The sequence below is a fragment of the Cryobacterium breve genome, from assembly GCF_027594785.1.
GTDB classification, from domain to species: Bacteria; Actinomycetota; Actinomycetes; order Actinomycetales; family Microbacteriaceae; genus Cryobacterium; species Cryobacterium breve_A.
The window spans coordinates 425120-444366 of sequence record NZ_CP075584.1 but is presented as its reverse complement, the minus strand read 5'-3'; the positions used below and the strand labels follow the sequence as shown (position 1 = coordinate 444366).

Sequence of the window (19247 nt, the reverse complement as noted above, 5' to 3'; positions counted from 1 at the left end):
GGCTACCCCTCGGCGGCGTGCGAGCCGGCGGTGGTGCCGGCGGGAGTCTCCGCGACAGGTGGGGGCGACGTCGGTGCGGCGGCCTGGGGAGCGGCGGGGGCAGTGGCAGCCGGAGGAGTGGCGGACCCGTCGACGGGCCGCTCGCCGAACGCGCGGCCGATGCCCTTCATCGCCTCGGTGAGTTCGCTCGGCACGATCCACAGTTTGTTCGCGCTGCCCTCTGCGAGTTTCGGCAGGGTCATCAGGTATTGGTATGCGAGGAGTTTCGGGTCGGGGTCGCCCTCGTGGATCGCCCGGAAGACGGTCGTGATGGCCTCGGCCTCGCCCTGGGCCCGGAGCACGGCCGCCTTCGCGTCGCCCTCCGCGGAAAGGATGGCCGCCTGGCGGGCGCCCTCGGCGGTGAGGATTGCGGACTGCTTTGTGCCCTCTGCGGTCAGGATCAGGGCGCGACGGTCACGCTCGGCGCGCATTTGCTTCTCCATCGAGTCCTGAATGGAGTGCGGCGGGTCGATGGCCTTGAGCTCGACCCTGCCGACCCGGATGCCCCACTTGCCCGTTGCTTCGTCGAGCACGATGCGGAGCCTGGCCGTTGATGTTGTCGCGGCTCGTGAGCGCTTCCTCGAGATTCAGCCCGCCGACGACGTTACGGAGGGTCGTCGTCGTGAGCAGTTCGACCGCGCCCAAGTAGTTGGCGATTTCATAGGTCGCGGCGCGGGCATCCGTCACCTGGAAGTACACGACCGTGTCGATGGACACGACGAGGTTGTCCTCGGTGATGACCGGCTGGGGCGGGAAGGACACGACCTGCTCGCGCAGGTCGATGAGTGGACGCAGCCGATCGACGAACGGGATCAGGATGTTGAGGCCCGGCATGAGTGTCTTGTGGTACCGGCCGAGCCGCTCGACGACCCCGGCCCTGGCCTGGGGGATGATGCGGATGGACTTCGCGAGGGTCACGATCACGAAGATGACGAGCGCGGCGACAAAGGCCACAACGATCACCTGCACGACAACCTGGGTCGGATCATTCATGAAATGTTCCTTTCTGCCGGGATGACTACTGCGGTCGCCCCGTCGATGGCGATGACGATGACACGTTCGCCCGGCTCGAAAACGGCCGGCTCGACGAGGGGGAGAAGCGCGCGGTCCAGGTCTCACCGTTAGCGAGGCGCACCTGGGCGAGGGGGCCGGTCGAGCTCACGATGTGGCCGTCCTGGCCGAGGAGGGCGTCGACGTTGCTGAGCGTGGGGTCGCTGCCGCGTTTGAGCACGCGGAGCAGGGGCGGGCGGATGCCGAGCAGCAGCCCCATGGACAGGAGCGCTGCGATCACGAGCTGGCCCCACCACGGCACACCGAACAGGCCGGAGACCAGGCCGCCGAGACTGCCGAGCGAGATCATCAGGAACGTGAGGTCAAGAGTGACCATCTCGATCGTGATGAAGATCAGTATGAGCACCAGCCAGACAACCCACGCGTAATTCGCGGCGAATACGTCCATCGTGACCCTCCCCGTTGTGTTCCCCTTCTCAAACTAGCAGGTGTGCCGACAAGGGCGGGGGCGGGGTTCTTGGTAAGGTCTTCTGCTAGACCCAGTTCGTTATTTGAGGAGTTCGCGTGACCAACCCACTTGCCGCAGGTTCACTGAACGGACAGCGCGTCCTCGTCACCGGTTCTTCCCGGGGCGTGGGAGCCGCGACCGTCGGAATCTTCGCGGAGGCCGGAGCGAGCGTCGTCATCAACTTCCGCAACAAAGAGGCGCGGGCCATCAAAGTCGCCGACGCCATCCGCGCAGCCGGCGGAACGGCCATCACCGCGGGCGCCGACCTCACCGATGAGGCCTCCGTCACGGCCATGATCGACACGATCCGGGCGGAATACGGCGGACTCGACATCCTGGTGATGAATGCCTCAGGTGGCATGGAGACCGGCATGGCCCCCGATTACGCGATGAAGCTCAACCGGGATGCCCAGCTCAACCTGCTCGCTGCCGTTCGGCCGCTGCTGGGCGCCGGCGCCCGGGTCGTGTTCGTCACGAGCCACCAGGCGCACTTCTTCGAGACCGCCCCGACCATGCCGGAGTACGTGCCGGTCGCACGGAGCAAGCGAGCGGGGGAGGACGCCCTGCGTGCGCTCATCCCCGAGCTCGAATCCGAGGGCATCGGCTTTGTCGTGGTCTCCGGCGACATCATCGAGGGCACCGTCACCGCGACTCTCCTCGAACGCTCCAGCCCCGGAACGATGAGCGCCCGCAAGGTCGCCGCCGGTCGCCTCTACAACGTGAGCGAATTCGCCGCGGAGGTCGCCCTGGCCGCCGTCGAACCGATTCCCGCGGGTAACACCCGGTACGTCGGGGACACCACGGACATGGTCACCGACTAGCAAGCGACGACTCGCAAGCAGGACGGCACGTCAGTCGGTGACGGTCGTCTGCGCTCCACGGCCGAGGGTGAAGGACATCACCAGCTGGACAAGGCCGGAGACGATCAGGAAGACGCCGCCGACGACGACGAGCACCCCCAGCGAGTTGACGGGGGACAGCAGCACCACGATGCCGGCGACGATGCTGATCACCGCGAAGAGGATCCCGAACCATCGGCTGGAATCCGAAGCCGTCTCAACGAGCGCCGCGACGCCTTCGATCAGCCACGAGATCCCGATGACCATACCGAGCACGGCAAGGGACCCGATCGGATTCCGGATCGCCACGATGCCCGCGACCAGCAGCAGCACTCCCAGCAGGATGTTCAGCACGCGGACGCCGGCACTGCCCCCGGCCATCGCGATGCCGCGGACGATGCGAGCGATCCCGCCGACGAGGAAGTAGAGGCCGAAGAGCACGGCGATGACGTTGAGGGTCGCGCCGGGCCAGACCAGGATCATCACTCCGAGGATCACGGCGACCACACCGCCGATGGCCATGGCCGTTCGGATGGTGGTCACTTCCGACTTGCTCAGTTTCCGTGGATCGATCGTGAGATCGAATACCGCGACGGGGTTCGACATGGCTGCGCTCCTCGGACTTGGGAACCCCCGAAGGAGGGGTTCGGTCACCGAGACTGTAGCGAAGACGGCACCTCGGGCGCAATGGCACAAGCCCGCCGACGTGCTTGATGCTGCTTGAATGGAGCCATGACGAGCCTTCCTCCGCACGCCGCCGATGTCCACGACCTGATCCGGGTGCGGGGAGCACGGGAGAACAATCTCAAGGACGTCAGCATCGACATCCCGAAGCGTCGCCTGACGGTCTTCACCGGTGTATCCGGTTCGGGAAAGAGCTCGCTTGTCTTCGGCACGATCGCCGCGGAGTCGCAGCGGATGATCAACGAGACGTACAGCGCCTTCCTGCAGGGTTTCATGCCGACCCTCGCGCGGCCGGATGTGGACGTGCTCGAGGGCCTCACGACGGCGATCATCGTCGACCAGGAACGCATGGGCGCCAACTCCCGGTCGACCGTGGGCACCGCGACCGATGCGAACGCGCTGCTGCGCATCCTGTTCAGCAGGCTGGGACAGCCGCACATCGGCTCGCCCCAGGCCTATTCCTTCAACGTGGCCTCGATCAGCGGGGCAGGAGCGGTGACGCTCGAACGGGCGGGGAAGACCGTGAAGGAACGGCGGAGCTTCACGGTCACCGGAGGCATGTGCCCGCGCTGCGAGGGCATGGGAACGATCAACGACATCGATCTCACGCAGGCTCTACGACGCGGCCAAGTCGCTCAACGAGGGGGCGCTCACGATTCCCGGATACACGCCGGACGGCTGGGGCGTGCGGATTTTCACGGGATCGGGCTTCCTCGACGCGGACAAGCCGATTCGGGACTACAGCGCGCAGGAACTCGAGGACTTCCTGTACCGGGAACCGGTCAAGGTGAAGGTGGGGGACATCAACATGACCTACGAGGGCCTGGTCCCCAAGGTCCAGAAGGCGTTCCTCTCCAAGGACCGCGAGGCGATGCAGCCGCACATCCGCGTGTTCGTCGATCGTGCCGTCACCTTCACGACCTGTCCGGAGTGCCGGGGGACCCGCCTCAGTGCGGCCGCGCGGTCCTCGAAGGTCTCGGGGATCAGCATCGCGGATGCCTGCTCCCTGCAGATCAGCGACCTGGCCGACTGGGTGCGCGGCCTGGATGAACCGTCCGTGTCGCCGCTCCTGACCGCGCTGCGCCAGCTCCTGGACTCCTTCGTGGAGATCGGACTCGGGTACCTGTCTCTCGACAGGCCCGCCGGAACCCTGTCCGGTGGCGAGGCGCAGCGCACCAAGATGATTCGGCACCTGGGATCCTCGCTGACCGACGTGACCTACGTTTTCGACGAGCCGACGATCGGACTGCACCCCCACGACATCGAACGCATGAACACGCTGCTGCTGCAGCTGCGCGACAAGGGGAACACGGTGCTTGTCGTCGAGCACAAGCCCGAGACCATCGTCGTCGCGGACCACGTCGTCGATCTCGGTCCCGGCGCAGGGACCGCAGGGGGCACCGTCTGCTTCGAAGGAACCGTCGAGGAACTCCGCACCAGCGGCACCCTCACGGGTCGCCACTTCGACGACAGGTCCAGCCTCAAGGACACCGTGCGCATCCCGACGGGAGTGCTGGAGATCCGCGGCGCGACGAAGAACAACCTGCAGAACGTCGACGTCGACATCCCGCTCGGCGTGCTCGTCGTGCTGACCGGGGTAGCCGGGTCGGGAAAGAGCTCCCTCGTACACGGGTCGATCCCGGCCGGCGCGGACGTGGTGTCGATCGACCAGGGCGGTATCCGGGGGTCCCGGCGCAGCAACCCGGCGACATACACCGGAATGCTCGAGCCGATCCGCAAGGCCTTCGCCAAGGCCAACGGCGTGAAGCCGGCCCTGTTCAGTTCCAACTCAGAGGGCGCCTGCGCCAATTGCAACGGGGCCGGCGTCATCTACACGGACCTCGGCGTGATGGCCACCGTCGCGACTACCTGCGAGGTCTGCGAGGGGAAGCGATTCGAGGCATCCGTGCTCGACTACCACCTCGGCGGCCGCGACATCAGCGAAGTTCTCGCGATGTCGGTCACCGAGGCGGAGAAATTCTTCGGTTCGGGGGAGTCGCGCACCCCCGCCGCTCACGCCATCCTCGTGCGGCTGGCGGATGTCGGACTCGGCTACCTCAGCCTGGGCCAGCCGCTGACGACCCTGTCCGGGGGCGAACGGCAGCGGCTCAAGCTCGCGAGTCAGATGGCCGAGAAAGGCGACGTCTATGTCCTGGACGAGCCGACCACGGGCCTCCACCTCGCCGACGTCGAACAGCTCCTGGGCCTGCTCGACCGGCTGGTCGACTCCGGCAAGTCCGTCATCGTCGTCGAACATCACCAGGCGGTGATGGCACACGCCGACTGGATCATCGACCTGGGTCCGGGTGCCGGCCACGACGGCGGTCGGATCGTGTTCGAAGGGACACCCGCCGATCTCGTCGCCGCCCGGTCGACCCTGACCGGCACCTTCCTCGCGACGTACGTCGGAGCCTGAACAACCCTGAAAACCAGCTATCCGACAATGACCGATAATGCACATTATGTCAGTTTGAATGGAGCTTATGTCAGTTTGAACGAACTAATGTCAGTCCGAACGAACTCATGTCAGTTCAGGCCGGTGGCTCCCACAGCTCGATCGGAAGCCCCTCGGGGTCATGGATACGCGCAAAGCAGCCGTAGTCCGTCGTGTCCCACTCCGGCCGACGCTCGACCGGGATGCCCGCCGCCGTGAGCTCCGCGGCGAGTGCATCGAGTCCCGTGACCCGAAGGTTGAGCATGAACGATTGCTTCTCCGAGAAATAGTCACTTTCGGAGGGAAAAGGCGCGAACACGGTCGGGCCGGCCTGCTGGTGCCAGACACCGGCCTGGCCCGCTTCGATGCCGAGGTGCTCCCGGTACCAGGCTGCCCGGGTGTCCGGATCATTGCTGCGGAAGAAGAGCCCGCCGATGCCCGTCACTGCCATGATTCGCTCCCCGACCCGGTCCCCCGGATGAGCTGGGTCAGAAGTGTCGCCGCGACCTCGTTGCCCTCGTCGGCAAGACGGCTCAGTTCGTCGATGTCCTCCCGCGCCGCGGCGAACTGGGCGAGCTTGTCCGCCGCGAGCTCGTTGCCCTCGTCGACCAGATGGCGCAACTCGTCGATGTCACCGCGCTCCCCCGCGAGCCGCGCGAGCTGTTCTCCCGCGAGTTCGTTGCCGGAATCCACCAACGCGCGCAGTTCGACCAGGTCGCCGCGCTCGGCCGCGAGTTCGACGAGCCGGTTCGAGGCCTCTTCGTTGCCCTCCGCGGCCAGGCGACGGAGGGTGGCCAGATCCATTGCGCTCATGGTGCCACGGTAGCGCGCACGTCCCCCGGTTTCCAGAGGTCCGTCTCCCGATTCCCCGGGTTCCCGATCCCCCTCGTCAGCCGTACAGGCGTTAGACCCGTGGCACGCATCACCCGCTCGGTCCTGGTGCAATCGGAGGACTACAGGAAGCGACGGGAGATCCGTTGTCCCCCCGAATTAGGAGATTCGTCGGCGGGCAGTAAGTTTGCAGACGGAGGAAAGGAGTTTCGATGAGCAGAATCGTGGTCACCAACAGCGTGACCCTCGACGGCGTGATGCAGGCGCCCGGCCGGGCGAACGAGGATCGCAGGGACGGCTTCGACCTCGGCGGCTGGGCCCAGCCCTATGCCGACTCGGTGATGGGCAGCGTCATGGCAGCGGGAATCGGCGACGCAGACGCCCTGCTCTTCGGACGCAAGACGTACGCGGACTTCGCCTCGATCTGGCCGGCAATGACCCTGGACAACCCGTACACCGAGGTCATCAACAACATCCCGAAGTACGTGACGTCGAAGACCCTTCCCGGCCCCCTGGCCTGGAACAACTCGATCCTGTTGAACGGCGAGGCCACGACCACCGTGGCGGAACTGCGTGAGCGGCCCGGCAAGGACATCGTCATCCTCGGGAGCGGCGAACTCGTCCGCGCCCTGATGCGCTGGGGCCTGATCGACCAGTACACCCTCCTCATCCACCCGCTCGTGCTCGGCACGGGTCGACGCCTCTTCCCCGATGGCGGTCCCTCTGCGTCCCTCGACCTCGTCGACAGCCGGACGACGAGCACGGGCGTCATCATCGCGACCTATCGCCCCGCCGCCCCGGTCCCACCGGCGCCGCCGGTGCCTCTTCCCGGACTCGCCTGACCTACAGGTCCAGTTCAGATCGGCCGAACTTCTCGCGCAGGAAGCGACTCTGGTCTTCGAGCGCAGCGAGATCTTTCGCGTAGAGCGCGGTACGGATGCGATCGCTCTCGGTCTCGAGCAGGTCGAGCTGCTCGATCAGTTCGTCCTGGGCCGTCTTCTTCCCTTCGATCCGGCTCCCGATGGCAAAGCTGCGTGGCAGGTTCAGGAAGCGCTGGATCGACGTGGGCAGATAGTCGAGGATCATCTGCTCGACCGTGTGGGCCTGGTCAGCCGCTTCGGTGAGATCCGTCCAGCGGGCGACAATCTGATCGAGGGCGTCCAGGATCCGGGCGAGCCGCGCGGTCGCTTCGTCAGGCAGGCGGCGGTTCTCCGCCGTCATCGATCGCCTCAACACGGCCAGCTGGGCGGCGAGGTCCGCCGCTGACGCCACTCCCCCGTTCCCGTGCAATGGTCCGGGCCGCAGGTCGATCCTGTCGCGCGGTGCGACGAGCGCACCGACGAGGTACATCGCGACGACGACACCGGGCCACAGCGGGCCGAGGCCGACGACGACCTGCGCGCCGAGTGCCGCGAGGCCCAATGCCGAACCGACGATGTTCTTGGTGGAGGCGAGCCACCGCGACACGCTACTGGTACCCACGGATGTCCTGGAATGCGCTCGACAGGTCGCCGTTCAACGCGTCGAAGGCCTGGCCTCCCGTGAGCTTCGCCACGCCGGTGAGCTCCTCCACGTTGCCGTTGCCGAAGAGCACGACGTAGGTCGCAATCGAGCGGGTGTCCGCGTCCTGGGCCCCGTAGTACTCCGCGAAGTCCTTCGCCGTGGCCCCGTCGGTGTTCTCGCCGTCGGTCATCAGCACGATCGAGACGAAGGTGTCCGGTCGCTCCGCCTTCTGCTGCCGGGCCAGCGCATAGGCGCGCTCCAGCGAGGCGTAGATGGCCGTGCCACCGTCCGCGGAGAGCCCGTCCGCGACATGACGGATCCGTTGCAAGGCCTCGGTCTTGTCCGCCGCAGGCACGTCGACGATGGTCGGGGCGTCCGGGGCGGTGCTGAACGGGATCAGGGTCACGCGTTCTCGGTTGCGGAATGCTGCGAAACCGCCCGTCGTCGAGGAATCCGCCCCGGCGAGGTTCTTGAGCGCCTGTTGGAGCGCCGTGAGCCGCTCCCCAGCCATCGACCCGGAGGTGTCGAGCACGAAGAGCGTCTGTGCGGGCGCACGCACCGTGTCGAGGTAGGTCTGGATCAGGGTGTTTGCGACGTCGAGGGTGTTCGGGAATGGCGTCTCGAAAAGGATTCCGGCAGGGAAGGCCGACCCGGTGTCGATCCCGGGAACGCCCGGGCGACGATGGGTCTCCGCCACGATCCTCTTCTGGACGGCGTCCGTGGTCAACCAGGCAGTGAGGCTGTCGAAGAGCGGGCGCTTGCCGGCGTCGGCCGAAGCCAGCAGGGTGAGCGGATAGTCGCTCGTGACGACTCCGTCGGTCGGCCGGATGATACTGAGCGGTGCGCCCTTGGTGTCGAGGCCGAGGAGCACGGACTCGTAGTTGATGACGCCGTCGACGAGGGTGGGGTCCGCGACGAACTTGTCGGCGAGGAAGCCGGAGGACCCGGCAGTCAGTTTCTGCCCGGCGAAGAACCGGGTCAGTACAGGACTGACCGCCGTGACGTCCGCATCCGTGAGCGCGGTCCCGGTGCCGGACAGGGCCGTTGCGACGGCGACCAGGGCGCTGAACCCGGAATTCGAGGCCGCGGGATTGGTCATGCCGTAGGTGAACTTGCCGTCGGCGGCTGCGGCGGCGAGGTCAGCCCAGGTCGGCGGGGCGGTGTCCCAGCCCAGCCGGGCCGCCACCGCCGGCCGGAGTCCGAGGACGACCGGTGAGCTCATGATCTTGACACTCGAGGACACGGCCCGGGCGGCACCGGGAAGCAGCGACAGGTACCGGTTGTTCGGGAACCACGTCGCGTCATAACGACCGGTGGCACGACCGGATGCCACGAGTTCCGTTCCGGCGAGGGTACCGGTGTAGTCGAAGACGACCCGGATTCCCAGGTCGGCTGCCGCAGACTCCAGGATGGGAGCCATGTCCTTGACCTCGCTGCCCGCAAGGACCCGAAGAGTCGTGGCGTCGTTGGGCAGGCCGTCCTGCTCGTTCGGCTGCGTAACCGTGCAGCCGGCCAGCACCAGCGCCGTGACCATGGCCAGGCCGAGGCTCTTCAGGAGGCGGCGCATGCTCAGTGGGCTTCCGGCCGGGCTCGCTCGAGGTATGCGGTCGCCTCGGTCAGTCTGGCCTGCAGTGTGTCGACCGTCTGGGCCATCGTCGCGACGGCCTTGAGCTTGTAGCTGTCCAGGGCGTCCATGGTCTCGTAGATGTTCTGGAAGGCCGTTTCCAATGATTCGAGGCTGATGGTGGCGGATGCCGACTGCTCGCTGATGGCGACCGACTGGGTCTTGAGCATCTGCGAGGTCGATACGATCAGGTTCGAGGTCGTCGTGTTCAAGGCGGTGATCTGGTCGAGGACGAGCTTCTGGTTGGCCAGTGCCTGTGCGACGATCACTGCCGTGCGCAGGGCGGAGATGGTCGTCGTCGTTGCCCGCTCAACGCCCTTGATGAGTTCCACGTTGTTCTTTCGCACGACGTCGAGGGCGAGGTACCCCTGGGCGCTCACGGCGAGCTGGGTCAGCAGGTCCTGGTGCTTCTGGCGGATCGTGAAGAGGAGATCGCTCGTGAGCGCGTCCGCCCTGGCCGGGTCGGTCGTCCTGACCGTGTCGATCTGTTCCACGAGCTGGGCGTCGAGTGCGCTCGTGAGCAGGGCGTACTCCTGCAGGCGGTTCATCGTCTCCCAGAGCCGCACTTTCTCCCCCTCCACGGCGGCGTTGTCCTTGAGGAGGGCGTCCTGGCCGTTCTGGAGCGAGTGGATGATCTTGTTGAGCTGGCTCTGTGCGGAGGCGTACCGGGCGAAATAGCTGCGGAGCTTGTCCCGGAAGGGGATCAGGTTCAGGAGGAACTGGGCGACCCCGCCATCGGCCCTGGACGGGTCGAGGTCCTCGATCGTGCCGCGCAGTTCGACAAGGGTGCTGGCAACGCGCCGTTGCGCGTCGGCCTCGTCGCCTTTCCCGCGCGCGGCGGCCAGCGCGGCGACCGGGCGCTGGAGCATCCGGTTGCTGACCTCCGACGCGGCCCGGATCTCGTCCCTGCCCATCTGGGCGACGTCTGAGATCTTCTTCTGGAATTCCGGGGCCGAGGGGTCGAGGTCGATGAGGTCGGCGACGAAGGCTCGTGCGCGTCCGGCGAGTTCCTCGGTGCGGGCATCGTTGACCGGCATCATCGCGCTGGCCTGGGTGCCGCCGATGTCCGGGACCGGGTTCGGGGGCACGAGCACCAGCCCGGTGTCGACGCGCGGTGCCTTCGTCGCGGCAGCGGCCGGCCTTTCGCCCGGTGTGGGAGTGCTCAGATCGAGGGATGCGTCTGCCATGGTGCTCCTTGGTCTCCGGTGGATCGTTCAGCAGGTGGTGCGTTCAATGAGTGTTGTCGGGTCATTTGTCCACGTTCGCGTCCGGCGACGCCAGGGGCGTGTCGTAGCGTCCGCTGATGGTCGTGATCATCGACTCGAGCGTCTCGTAGCTGGGCGGGTCGATGACGTTGACGGGGCTTGCCTGCGCCGTGAGGCCATTGTCGGCGAGTGCTGCCGTGAACACGGCCGGGTCGGCCGGCCGGAACCCGTATTGCGCCGCGAGCCGGGCAAGGCGGGGGTCGGACTGGAGGAGCTCGCCGACCCGGGTTCCCTGATCGGAAAGAGGCACAACGGTGTGCTTCGAGAGCACGGTCGGATCCGGATACATCAGGACCATGTCGGGGGTGATGGCGCTGCGGCCCGTGGCGCTCATCTGTCGGCCGAGGAATTGCGCCTCATAGATCATCACGAGGGGTTTGGACCCGATTCCCTGGGACAGATAGTCCTCGAACGGAGCCTCAGACGAGGAGGCCGAGAAGCCCTGCTCGAGGAAGAGCGCCGCCATCGGGTCGATGACGGCTGTCTCAGCGGCTGCTGAGCTGATGACGCTGTCCCCGTTCGCGACGTAGGACGCGATGGCGAGGTACATCGCCGCGGAGTTCGACTGGCGGATGTCCGTGCTCGAGATCAGGATCGAGCGGGAGCTGTTGTAGGTCGCCGCGGCACCGGGGAGCTGATTCCACCGGGTTCCCGCTGCGACGGCCTTGAGGTATTCAGCGACGTTCAGATGCCAGGTGCCTGCGGCGTCCTGGTTCGCGATCCCCGCGGACTGCAGGAGGGTCACGATCGGCGTGAAGGTCGCGATCGCGAGCGGCGAGTAGAACGGGGAGAACACGCTTCGCGCCCCGGCTTCGCGCCGGATCTTCTCGGCGGCGGGCGCGGAGGACGGGAAAACGAAATCGACGCCGGTGAGGTCGACGGAGGTGGCGATCTGGCGTGATCCCGCCGTGACGACCTCGACGTCGATGCCCTTCTCGGCGAAGACCGCCCGGACGGCCGGATCGTCGAAGAACGGCTTCTTCTCCGAGCCGATGACCCCATGGACGACCGTGAGGTCCGTGGCCCCAGGAGCGGTGCCTGTCGTTCCTCCGAACAGGCGACCACCGACGACGACGACGACCACGCCGACGATGAGCACGCCCGCGAGGACGAGCCCGATCACACGCTTGACTGTGGCGCTCATTCGATGGCTACCGTCTGGATTCGGTGGTACGACGTTGTGCAGGACATCTGCACTGCAGACAATAGGGCATCAGGGGTAAATCTTGGTGAACGCAGGCGTGGTGAACTTAGGCGCTGACCGGCCGTTGCTGGTGTGGGGTCCGAGAATTCAGCCGGGAACGGGCGGGTCATCCGCGGGGTACTGGTGGGTGACCATGCCGAATTCGTTGACCGGTTCGAATGCGTCCCTGTCCCATGCCCCCGGATGGGGCACCGGACAGTTCAGGATCGTGTCGTGTGCGCCGTGCACGATCGTGTGTTCACTCATGGCATGGCCGCACACGGGACACGGCGCTGTGTTGTCCTGCATCATGCGGCCAGCATAGATCCAATCGGGTTGATGTGAGCCGAATTTTTGCTTAGGCCTCGCCGAACCCGGATTCCAGGAGAGAGGCGAGAGCGTCGACCGCCGCAGCCGCGCCGTCACCGGTTGCCGAGAGTTCGACCCGTGCGCCACGCGTCAATCCGAGGCCCATGATGGCCAGCAGGCTCGCGGCATCCCTGCCGTTGACCGTGACCGGAACGCCGAGCGTCGCGGCGAGAGTCACGAACTCCGCGGCGGGACGGGCGTGCAGACCGTCCGCGTTGATCAGGGTCACCGTCCGCGTCACCGTCGAGTCGTCCCTGGCCGGGCCGGACTGGGTATCGGTGGCCGGCACCGGTGCTTGTACCGAGGCCCCGCCGGAGTGCGGTGCCCCGGCCGACCGGGCCGCAGACTCCACGGCGGGCAGGTCGCCGCCGATCTGCGCGGCGACGGCGGCGGCGACGGCGCCCTCGACCAGAGGTGCGTCGACGATGACGACCCGGGATCTGGTCTCATCGTCGAGGAAATCGAGCGCTGATTCCGCGGTCAGGATTGCCGAGCCGAGGTCGCAGAGCACCACGACTCCCCTGCCGGCCTCCGCCGCCTCGATGCCCGCCGCCACTTTGGCGAAACTCGTCCCGATCCGGTCGTCGTCCGTTCCGCCTGCCGGGAGCATGCGCACGGTCGGCGCCATCTGGCGGGCGAGATCGACGAGGCCCTTCGCGATCAGCGAGCTGTGCGACACGAAGACGAGGCCGACGAGTGCGCCGGGGGCGGTGGGCGTCGAATCATTCATCGGCGACCCGCTCGGCGGTCTCGGCTGCCGCACGGAGGAGCAGGGCGCTGGACTGGGCGCCCGGATCGCGATGTCCGATCGCACGTTCCCCGAGATAGCTCGCGCGTCCCTTGTGGGCGACGAGCGGCTCGGTTGCGACGGCGCCGGCCTCCGCGGCATCCGCGGCCTCGACGAGGATGGCCACGGGGCTCGCTCCGGCGCGTTCCGCGGCCGCTGCGGCGTCCACGGCTGGCGTCCAGGCGTCGACCATGGTCTTGTCGCCGCTGGCCGCCTTGCCCCGGAGCACGATTCCGTCGCGAGCCGCCGTCAGCAGTGCAACGACGGCGGCACCGTCCAGGTCGGGCTTCCCCGCTACGGCGACGGCGGCCTTCAGGAACGCCGTGCCGTAGAGGGGCCCTGCCGCGCCGCCCACCGTGGAAATGAGTGTCGTCGCCACCAGTTTGAAGACGTCGCCGGGGACGGCATCTGCCGGGAGCGTATCGAGTTTGCCCAGCACGGCCTGGAAGCCCCTGTCCATGTTCTCGCCGTGGTCGCCGTCGCCGATGTCCCTGTCAAGGGTGATCAGGCTCCACGCGATGGTCGGCGATGACGTCTACACACTGCCGGATCCAGGCTTCAGCCCAGGTGACACTCAGATTCATGGAATCTCCTTCTACCGTCCCCACCGTAGCGCCGCAGTCTGCACCGGCGCATCCCAGAGCTCGGTGAGCTCGTCGTCGAGCTTGAGAACGCTGATGGACATGCCCTGCATTTCCAGGGAGGTAGTGAAATTCCCGACCAGCGTGCGCGTGACGGTGATCCCCTTGGCTGCCAGGACCTCGGCGGCCCTTCGGAAGACGATATAGAGCTCGATCTGGGGGGTTCCGCCCATGCCGTTGACGAGCAGGAGCACGGAGTCCCCGCTCACAAACGGAATGTCCTCCAGAATCGGACCGAGAAGGCGATCGACGATGGCGTCAGCGGGCTCGAGCTGGATCCGTTCCCTGCCGGGCTCGCCGTGGATGCCGATGCCGATCTCGATCTCGTCCTCCGCCAGGGTGAAGCTCGGCTCTCCGGCGTGGGGGACGACACACGGCGTCAGTGCAACGCCCATCGTGCGCACCTGTCCGATGACCTTCTCCGCGACGGCGGCGACGGCGGCGAGGTCGTCGCCGCGTTCGGCCGCCGCCCCGGCGATCTTCTCGACGAGGACCGTCCCGGCGACTCCGCGACGTCCAGCCGTGTACAGCGAGTCCTTCACGGCGACGTCGTCGTTGACGATGACCGTGCGGACCTCGATGCCCTCGGCGAGGGCAAGGTCGGCAGCCGTCTCGAAATTGAGCACGTCACCGGTGTAGTTCTTCACGATGTGCAGCACGCCGGCACCGCCGTTGACCGCCTGCGTCGCCGCGAAGATGGGATCAGGGGTCGGCGAGGTGAAGACCGCACCGGGCACGGCGGCGTCGAGCATGCCGACGCCGACGAATCCGCCGTGCAGCGGCTCGTGGCCGCTTCCGCCTCCGCTGACCAGGCCCACCTTGCCGGACACCGGGGCGTCGGCGCGGACGATGAACGTGGGGTCACTGGATACGCGCACGATGTCTCCGTGCGCGGCCGCAAACCCGGCCACTGCCTCATCGACAACGTTCTTGGGATCATTGACGAGCTTTTTCATGACTCTTCCTTCGGGTCGGATGGTGATGATCGGTCGGCGTCGCAGGCTCCCGGACGATACGGAGCCTGTCCTTAACCTACGCGCACGAACGCGGCGAGGTAAGGGACGAACCACGCCTCTACCTGCCTATTTCGCTCGGGATACCAGCGCGCTATGGCGTTGCCAGTCGCTCACCGCGACCAGGCTGTTCAGCGCTCGAGCCCTACCAAGGAAGGTCAACGTGGACAATATTGGAGTCGTATTCTTGTCGGAGGTCGTGGGCACCGCGATGCTCGTCCTCCTCGGTACCGGTGTCGTAGCCAACGTCGCCCTGGCCAAGAACAAAGGTCTCGGCGGCGGCTTCCTGATGGTCACCATCGGATGGGGTTTCGCCGTCTTCTCCGGCGTTATCGTGGCATACAACTCAGGTGCGCACCTCAACCCCGCCGTCACCCTCGGCCTCGTCGCATCCGGTGCGACCGAATTCGGCTCCGGGGTTCCGGTGAACTTCCTGTCCGTGCTCGTCTACATCGCCGCACAGGCTCCTCGGCGCCATCATCGGCGCCGTGTTCTGCTGGCTGGCGTACAAGCAGCACTTCGACCAGGAACCGAACCCGGCCAACAAGCTCGGCGTCTTCTCGACCGGTCCGGCCATCCGCTCCTACGGCTGGAACCTCGTCACCGAGATCATCGGCACCTTCGTGCTGGTCTTCGTGATCATCGCCTTCGGCGGCGGTCGCCAGGGCGTCAACGGCGGACTGGCCGCGCTCGGCCCGCTTCCGGTGGCCCTGCTCGTGATCGTGATCGGCACTTCGCTCGGTGGGCCGACCGGGTACGCGATCAACCCGGCCCGTGACCTGGGGCCGCGCATCGCGCACTTCCATCCTGCCGATCAAGGGCAAGGGCTCCTCGGACTGGTCGTACTCCTGGGTGCCGGTCGTCGGCCCCATCATCGGCGGCGTCCTCGCAGGATGGGCCTCGTACGCTCTTCTGCCCATTCTCGCCTAGTGCACCGGCCGACCGGCCGGTCCCCCACCGGGACCGGCCGGTCGGCTTCTGCATGTGAATCGCTCCTCAGCACGTCAGCTAGTGAGCTAGTCAGTCAGTATCAGCATGAGTCAGAACAATACAAGGAGGTATTCCATGGCCCAATACGTCATCGCCATCGACCAGGGCACCACGAGCTCCCGGGCGATCATCTTCGACAAGGCCGGGTCGATCGTCTCGACCGGCCAGCTCGAGCACGAACAGATCTTCCCCCAGGCAGGCTGGGTCGAGCACGACCCGATGGAGATCTGGAACAACACCCGTGAGGTCATCGGGCAGGCGCTGTCCAAAGCGAACCTGACCCGGCACGACATCGTCGCCGTCGGCATCACCAACCAGCGCGAGACCGCCGTGGTCTGGGACCGCACCACCGGGCTCCCCCGTCTACAACGCGATCGTCTGGCAGGACACCCGTACCCAGCCCATCGTCGACCGCCTCGCCGCCGACGGCGGCGTCGAGCGCTTCAAGAAGCAGGTCGGACTGCCGCTCGCCACGTACTTCTCGGGCACGAAGATCGTCTGGATCCTCGAGAACGTCGAGGGAGCCAGGGCCAAGGCGGATGGCGGCGAGCTGATGTTCGATGTTCGGCACGACGGACTCCTGGGTGCTCTGGAACCTCACCGGCGGCCTCGAGGGCGGCGTGCACGCGACCGACGTCACCAACGCGAGCCGCACGATGTTCATGGACCTCGAGACCCTGCAGTGGGACGACGACATCCTCGCCGCGTTCGACGTGCCGCGCTCGATGCTGCCCGAGATCCGTTCCTCCTCCGAGGTCTACGGCACGGTCAACGAACACAGCCTGCTGCGCGAGGTCCCGATTTCGGGCATCCTCGGCGACCAGCAGGCCGCGACGTTCGGCCAGGCCGCGTTCGACGCGGGCGAGGCGAAGAACACCTACGGCACCGGTAACTTCCTGATCTTCAACACCGGCACCGAGATCGTCCACTCGAAGAACGGCCTCCTCACGACCCTCGGCTACAAGCTCGGCGACGCGGAACCGCACTACGCACTCGAGGGGTCGATCGCCGTCACCGGAGCGCTCGTGCAGTGGCTGCGCGACAACCTCGGCATGATCAGTTCATCCGAAGAGGTCGAGACTCTCGCAAAGTCCGTCGACGACAACGGCGGCGCCTACTTCGTGCCCGCGTTCTCGGGGCTGTTCGCGCCGTACTGGCGCTCGGACGCCTGCGGCGCCCTCGTCGGGCTGACCCGGTTCGTGAACAAGGGCCACATCGCCCGGGCAGCACTCGAGGCGACCGCGTTCCAGACCAGGGAGGTGATCGACGCGGTCAACGCCGACTCCGGGGTTCCGCTCACCGAGATCAAGGTCGACGGCGGCATGATCGCCAACAACACGCTCATGCAGTTCCAGGCCGATATCCTCGGCGTGCCCGTCGTCCGGCCCGTCGTCGCGGAGACCACGGCGCTCGGTGCGGCATACGCCGCGGGGCTCGCGGTGGGTTTCTGGAGCGATCTCGACGAACTCCGCGCCAACTGGCAGGAAGACAGCCGCTGGACCCCGCAGATGACCGTCGCCGAGCGCGACCGGCAGCTGCGCAACTGGAAGAAGGCCGTCACGAAGACCTTCGGCTGGGTCGACGAGGACGTGCTGTAAGAAGAACACCTCACCGTTTCGACGGAGATTTTGGCGCTGTCGAAATCTCCGTCGAACCGGTTGAGGGCTCGCTGTTCGGGTCTGGCGGCTACACGCGACTGGCGGTGACCCATTCGGCCAGTTTCGCCGCAGCCGCCCCGGAGTCGATGGATTCCGCTGCCACGGCCAGCTTGTCGCGGAAACGGTCGAGGATGCTCGACTGCGCGGACACCGGATTCTTCGCGAGATCGAAGGCGACGAGTCCGGCCGCCGCATTGAGGAGCACGATGTCCCGCACGGCGCCCGCCTGCCCGGCGAGCGTCTGGTGCACCACTTCCGCGTTGTGTGCCGGGTCTCCGCCGACGAGTTCGCTCATCGAGGCGCGGCGGATGCCGAGATCGCGCGGGTCGATGTCGTGCTCGGTCACGAGACCCCTCGACACCTCCCAGACATGACTGTGGCCGGTCGTCGTGAGCTCGTCGAGTCCGTCGTCCCCGCGAAACACCAGCGCCGCCGCTCCCCGGGTCTGGAAGACGCCGACGATGAGCGGAACTCGGTCGAGGCCGGCCACGCCGACGGCGGAGGCCTCCGGGCGAGCCGGGTTGCAGAGCGGCCCGAGGTAGTTGAAGACGGTCGGGATCCCCAGTTCGGACCTGACCGCTCCGGCGTGCCGGAAACCGGGATGGAACGCGGCGGCGTATGCGAAAGTGATTCCCGTCGCCTCGAGGATCGCCCCGACCTTCTCCGCAGACAGGGTGAGGTCGATCCCGAGGGCCGACAGGACGTCAGATGCCCCCGATGCCGAACTCGCCGCCCTGTTCCCATGCTTGATGACAGGAACGCCCGCGCCGGCACAGACGATCGACGCCATCGTCGAAATGTTGACAGTGCCGAAACGGTCGCCGCCGGTGCCGACGATGTCGAGGGCCATCGGGTTGACCGGGAGGGCGACGGCGTGGTCGAGGATGGCGTCCCGGAAGCCGACGATCTCATCGACGGTCTCGCCCTTGGCGCGCAGGGCGACGAGGAACCCGGCGATCTGGGCCGGCGTCGCGTTGCCCTGCATCACCTGTTCCATGCTCCACGCCGCGTCGGACACGCTCAGGTCCTCCCCGTTGAGCAGGGCGCTGAGGACATTGGGCCAGGACTGGATATCGAGCATGAACCCGATCTTAAGCGAATCCGCTGCCGGGTTCCGAATCTGCCCCAGCGGCGCTTTCGTTCCAATCTGGTCACCTTTTGGGCAAATGACCCACCCGCATCCGCATGGTGCGCACCCCCGCTGCGAAATCGGCCATAATGGACGAGTGACGAGCCCTTCGATAACTTATTCAGCCACAGCGCCCGTGGTAAATCGGCCCAACAGCGTTGCTGTCGGCACCATTGTGTGGCTGGGCAGCGAAGTCATGTTCTTCGCCGGCCTGTTCGCCATCTACTTCACGCTGCGGTCGACCTCGCCGGAACTGTGGCAGTTCGAGGCCGAGAAGCACAACTTCCCCTACGCGCTCGTGAACACCCTGATCCTCGTCTCCTCGTCGATCACGTGCCAGTTCGGCGTGTTCGCCGCTGAGCGTCTCCAGGCCCGCTCAACGGGCTGGAAGCCCAGCCAGTGGGGCATGGTCGAGTGGTTCTTCCTGACCTACGCCCTCGGCGCCGTCTTCGTATCCGGGCAGATCTGGGAGTACGCCACCCTGGTCTCCGAGGGTGTTTCGCTGCAGAGCAACGCATACGGTTCGGCGTTCTATCTCACCACCGGCTTCCACGGCATCCACGTCACCGCCGGCCTGATCGCCTTCCTCCTCGTGATCGGCCGCGGGTTCGCGGTCAAGAACTTCGGTCACAAGGAGGCGACGAGCGCCATCGTCGTCTCGTACTACTGGCACTTCGTCGATGTCGTCTGGATCGGCCTCTTCCTCGTCATTTACGTCCTCAAATAGAGATCCGGAGCG

Annotated in this window: 15 protein-coding genes and 5 pseudogenes; 6 read left to right on the top strand and 14 right to left on the bottom strand. The window is 66.5% G+C overall.

The genetic code is table 11. The annotated features are described in order from the left end of the window. Positions 1 to 2: 2 nt before the first annotated feature. Positions 3 to 1032 (bottom strand): annotated as a pseudogene (locus KIV56_RS02120) (SPFH domain-containing protein). Between the two features lie 25 nt (positions 1033 to 1057). Continuing rightward, the gene (locus KIV56_RS02115) at positions 1058 to 1498 is read right to left on the bottom strand and encodes an NfeD family protein (protein WP_281534985.1); all 441 of its coding nucleotides are present in this window, start codon (positions 1496 to 1498) and stop codon (positions 1058 to 1060) included. 116 nt (positions 1499 to 1614) lie between these two features. Here KIV56_RS02115 and KIV56_RS02110 point away from each other — a divergent pair, with 116 nt between their 5' ends. Continuing rightward, positions 1615 to 2379 (top strand): SDR family oxidoreductase, encoded by a 765-nt coding sequence (locus KIV56_RS02110; protein ID WP_281534984.1) that lies wholly within the window; start codon positions 1615 to 1617, stop codon positions 2377 to 2379. 30 nt (positions 2380 to 2409) lie between these two features. On the opposite strand, the gene KIV56_RS02105 is transcribed toward KIV56_RS02110, so the two are convergent. Next, on the bottom strand, positions 2410 to 3003 hold the full coding sequence (locus KIV56_RS02105) for an HdeD family acid-resistance protein (protein WP_281534983.1): 594 nt from the start codon (positions 3001 to 3003) through the stop codon (positions 2410 to 2412). Between the two features lie 126 nt (positions 3004 to 3129). Between KIV56_RS02105 and KIV56_RS02100 the strand changes: the two are divergent. After that, positions 3130 to 5497, top strand: a pseudogene (locus KIV56_RS02100) (ATP-binding cassette domain-containing protein). A 115-nt stretch (positions 5498 to 5612) separates the two neighbouring features. On the opposite strand, the gene KIV56_RS02095 reads toward KIV56_RS02100, so the two are convergent. Together KIV56_RS02095 and KIV56_RS02090 are read right to left on the bottom strand one after the other, a co-directional pair. Continuing rightward, positions 5613 to 5966 (bottom strand): VOC family protein, encoded by a 354-nt coding sequence (locus tag KIV56_RS02095; protein WP_281534982.1) that lies wholly within the window; start codon positions 5964 to 5966, stop codon positions 5613 to 5615. Then, positions 5957 to 6328, bottom strand: a complete 372-nt coding sequence (locus tag KIV56_RS02090) for a hypothetical protein (protein ID WP_281534981.1) — start codon at positions 6326 to 6328, stop codon at positions 5957 to 5959. Before KIV56_RS02090 ends, KIV56_RS02095 begins: the two co-directional genes overlap by 10 nt. 230 nt (positions 6329 to 6558) lie before the next feature. On the opposite strand from KIV56_RS02090, the gene KIV56_RS02085 reads away from it, so the two are divergent. Beyond that, positions 6559 to 7188 (top strand): dihydrofolate reductase family protein, encoded by a 630-nt coding sequence (locus KIV56_RS02085; RefSeq protein WP_281534980.1) that lies wholly within the window; start codon positions 6559 to 6561, stop codon positions 7186 to 7188. A 1-nt stretch (position 7189) separates the two neighbouring features. Here the strand turns inward: KIV56_RS02085 and KIV56_RS02080 are convergent, their stop codons facing one another. The 8 genes and pseudogenes from KIV56_RS02080 to dhaK form a co-directional block, all read right to left on the bottom strand. Beyond that, positions 7190 to 7828 carry a hypothetical protein gene (locus KIV56_RS02080; protein ID WP_281534979.1) on the bottom strand — a complete coding sequence of 213 codons (639 nt, stop codon included), beginning with the start codon at positions 7826 to 7828 and terminating at the stop codon, positions 7190 to 7192. Continuing rightward, entirely contained in the window at positions 7815 to 9416 is a 1602-nt protein-coding gene (locus KIV56_RS02075; protein WP_281534978.1) for a VWA domain-containing protein, read from the bottom strand. The genes KIV56_RS02080 and KIV56_RS02075 overlap by 14 nt, the downstream gene beginning before the upstream one ends. 2 nt (positions 9417 to 9418) lie before the next feature. Next, a complete protein-coding gene (locus KIV56_RS02070) occupies positions 9419 to 10660 on the bottom strand; it encodes a toxic anion resistance protein (protein ID WP_281534977.1) in 1242 nt (413 codons plus the stop codon). 61 nt (positions 10661 to 10721) lie between these two features. Beyond that, positions 10722 to 11882 carry a hypothetical protein gene (locus tag KIV56_RS02065; protein WP_281534976.1) on the bottom strand — a complete coding sequence of 387 codons (1161 nt, stop codon included), beginning with the start codon at positions 11880 to 11882 and terminating at the stop codon, positions 10722 to 10724. Between the two features lie 147 nt (positions 11883 to 12029). Beyond that, the gene (locus KIV56_RS02060) at positions 12030 to 12188 is read right to left on the bottom strand and encodes a hypothetical protein (RefSeq protein WP_281534975.1); all 159 of its coding nucleotides are present in this window, start codon (positions 12186 to 12188) and stop codon (positions 12030 to 12032) included. Between the two features lie 91 nt (positions 12189 to 12279). Next, positions 12280 to 13020: a dihydroxyacetone kinase phosphoryl donor subunit DhaM gene (dhaM, locus tag KIV56_RS02055; RefSeq protein ID WP_281534974.1), complete on the bottom strand. Its 741-nt coding sequence runs from the start codon at positions 13018 to 13020 to the stop codon at positions 12280 to 12282. After that, positions 13013 to 13661, bottom strand: a pseudogene (gene dhaL, locus KIV56_RS02050) (dihydroxyacetone kinase subunit DhaL). The gene dhaM and the pseudogene dhaL overlap by 8 nt, the downstream one beginning before the upstream one ends. A gap of 11 nt (positions 13662 to 13672) precedes the next feature. After that, positions 13673 to 14674 carry a dihydroxyacetone kinase subunit DhaK gene (dhaK, locus tag KIV56_RS02045; RefSeq protein ID WP_281534973.1) on the bottom strand — a complete coding sequence of 334 codons (1002 nt, stop codon included), beginning with the start codon at positions 14672 to 14674 and terminating at the stop codon, positions 13673 to 13675. 268 nt (positions 14675 to 14942) lie between these two features. On the opposite strand from dhaK, the pseudogene KIV56_RS02040 reads away from it, so the two are divergent. Together KIV56_RS02040 and glpK are read left to right on the top strand one after the other, a co-directional pair. Continuing rightward, positions 14943 to 15661 (top strand): annotated as a pseudogene (locus KIV56_RS02040) (MIP/aquaporin family protein). Positions 15662 to 15796: 135 nt separating this feature from the next. Next, positions 15797 to 17319 (top strand): annotated as a pseudogene (glpK, locus tag KIV56_RS02035) (glycerol kinase GlpK). Positions 17320 to 17407: 88 nt separating this feature from the next. Here glpK and trpD read toward each other — a convergent pair. Next, positions 17408 to 18460, bottom strand: a complete 1053-nt coding sequence (trpD, locus tag KIV56_RS02030; RefSeq protein WP_281534972.1) for an anthranilate phosphoribosyltransferase — start codon at positions 18458 to 18460, stop codon at positions 17408 to 17410. 85 nt (positions 18461 to 18545) lie between these two features. Between trpD and ctaE the strand changes: the two genes are divergently transcribed. Continuing rightward, complete coding sequence (gene ctaE, locus KIV56_RS02025; protein WP_281534971.1) at positions 18546 to 19235, top strand: aa3-type cytochrome oxidase subunit III; 690 nt, start codon at positions 18546 to 18548, stop codon at positions 19233 to 19235. Positions 19236 to 19247 lie beyond the last annotated feature (12 nt).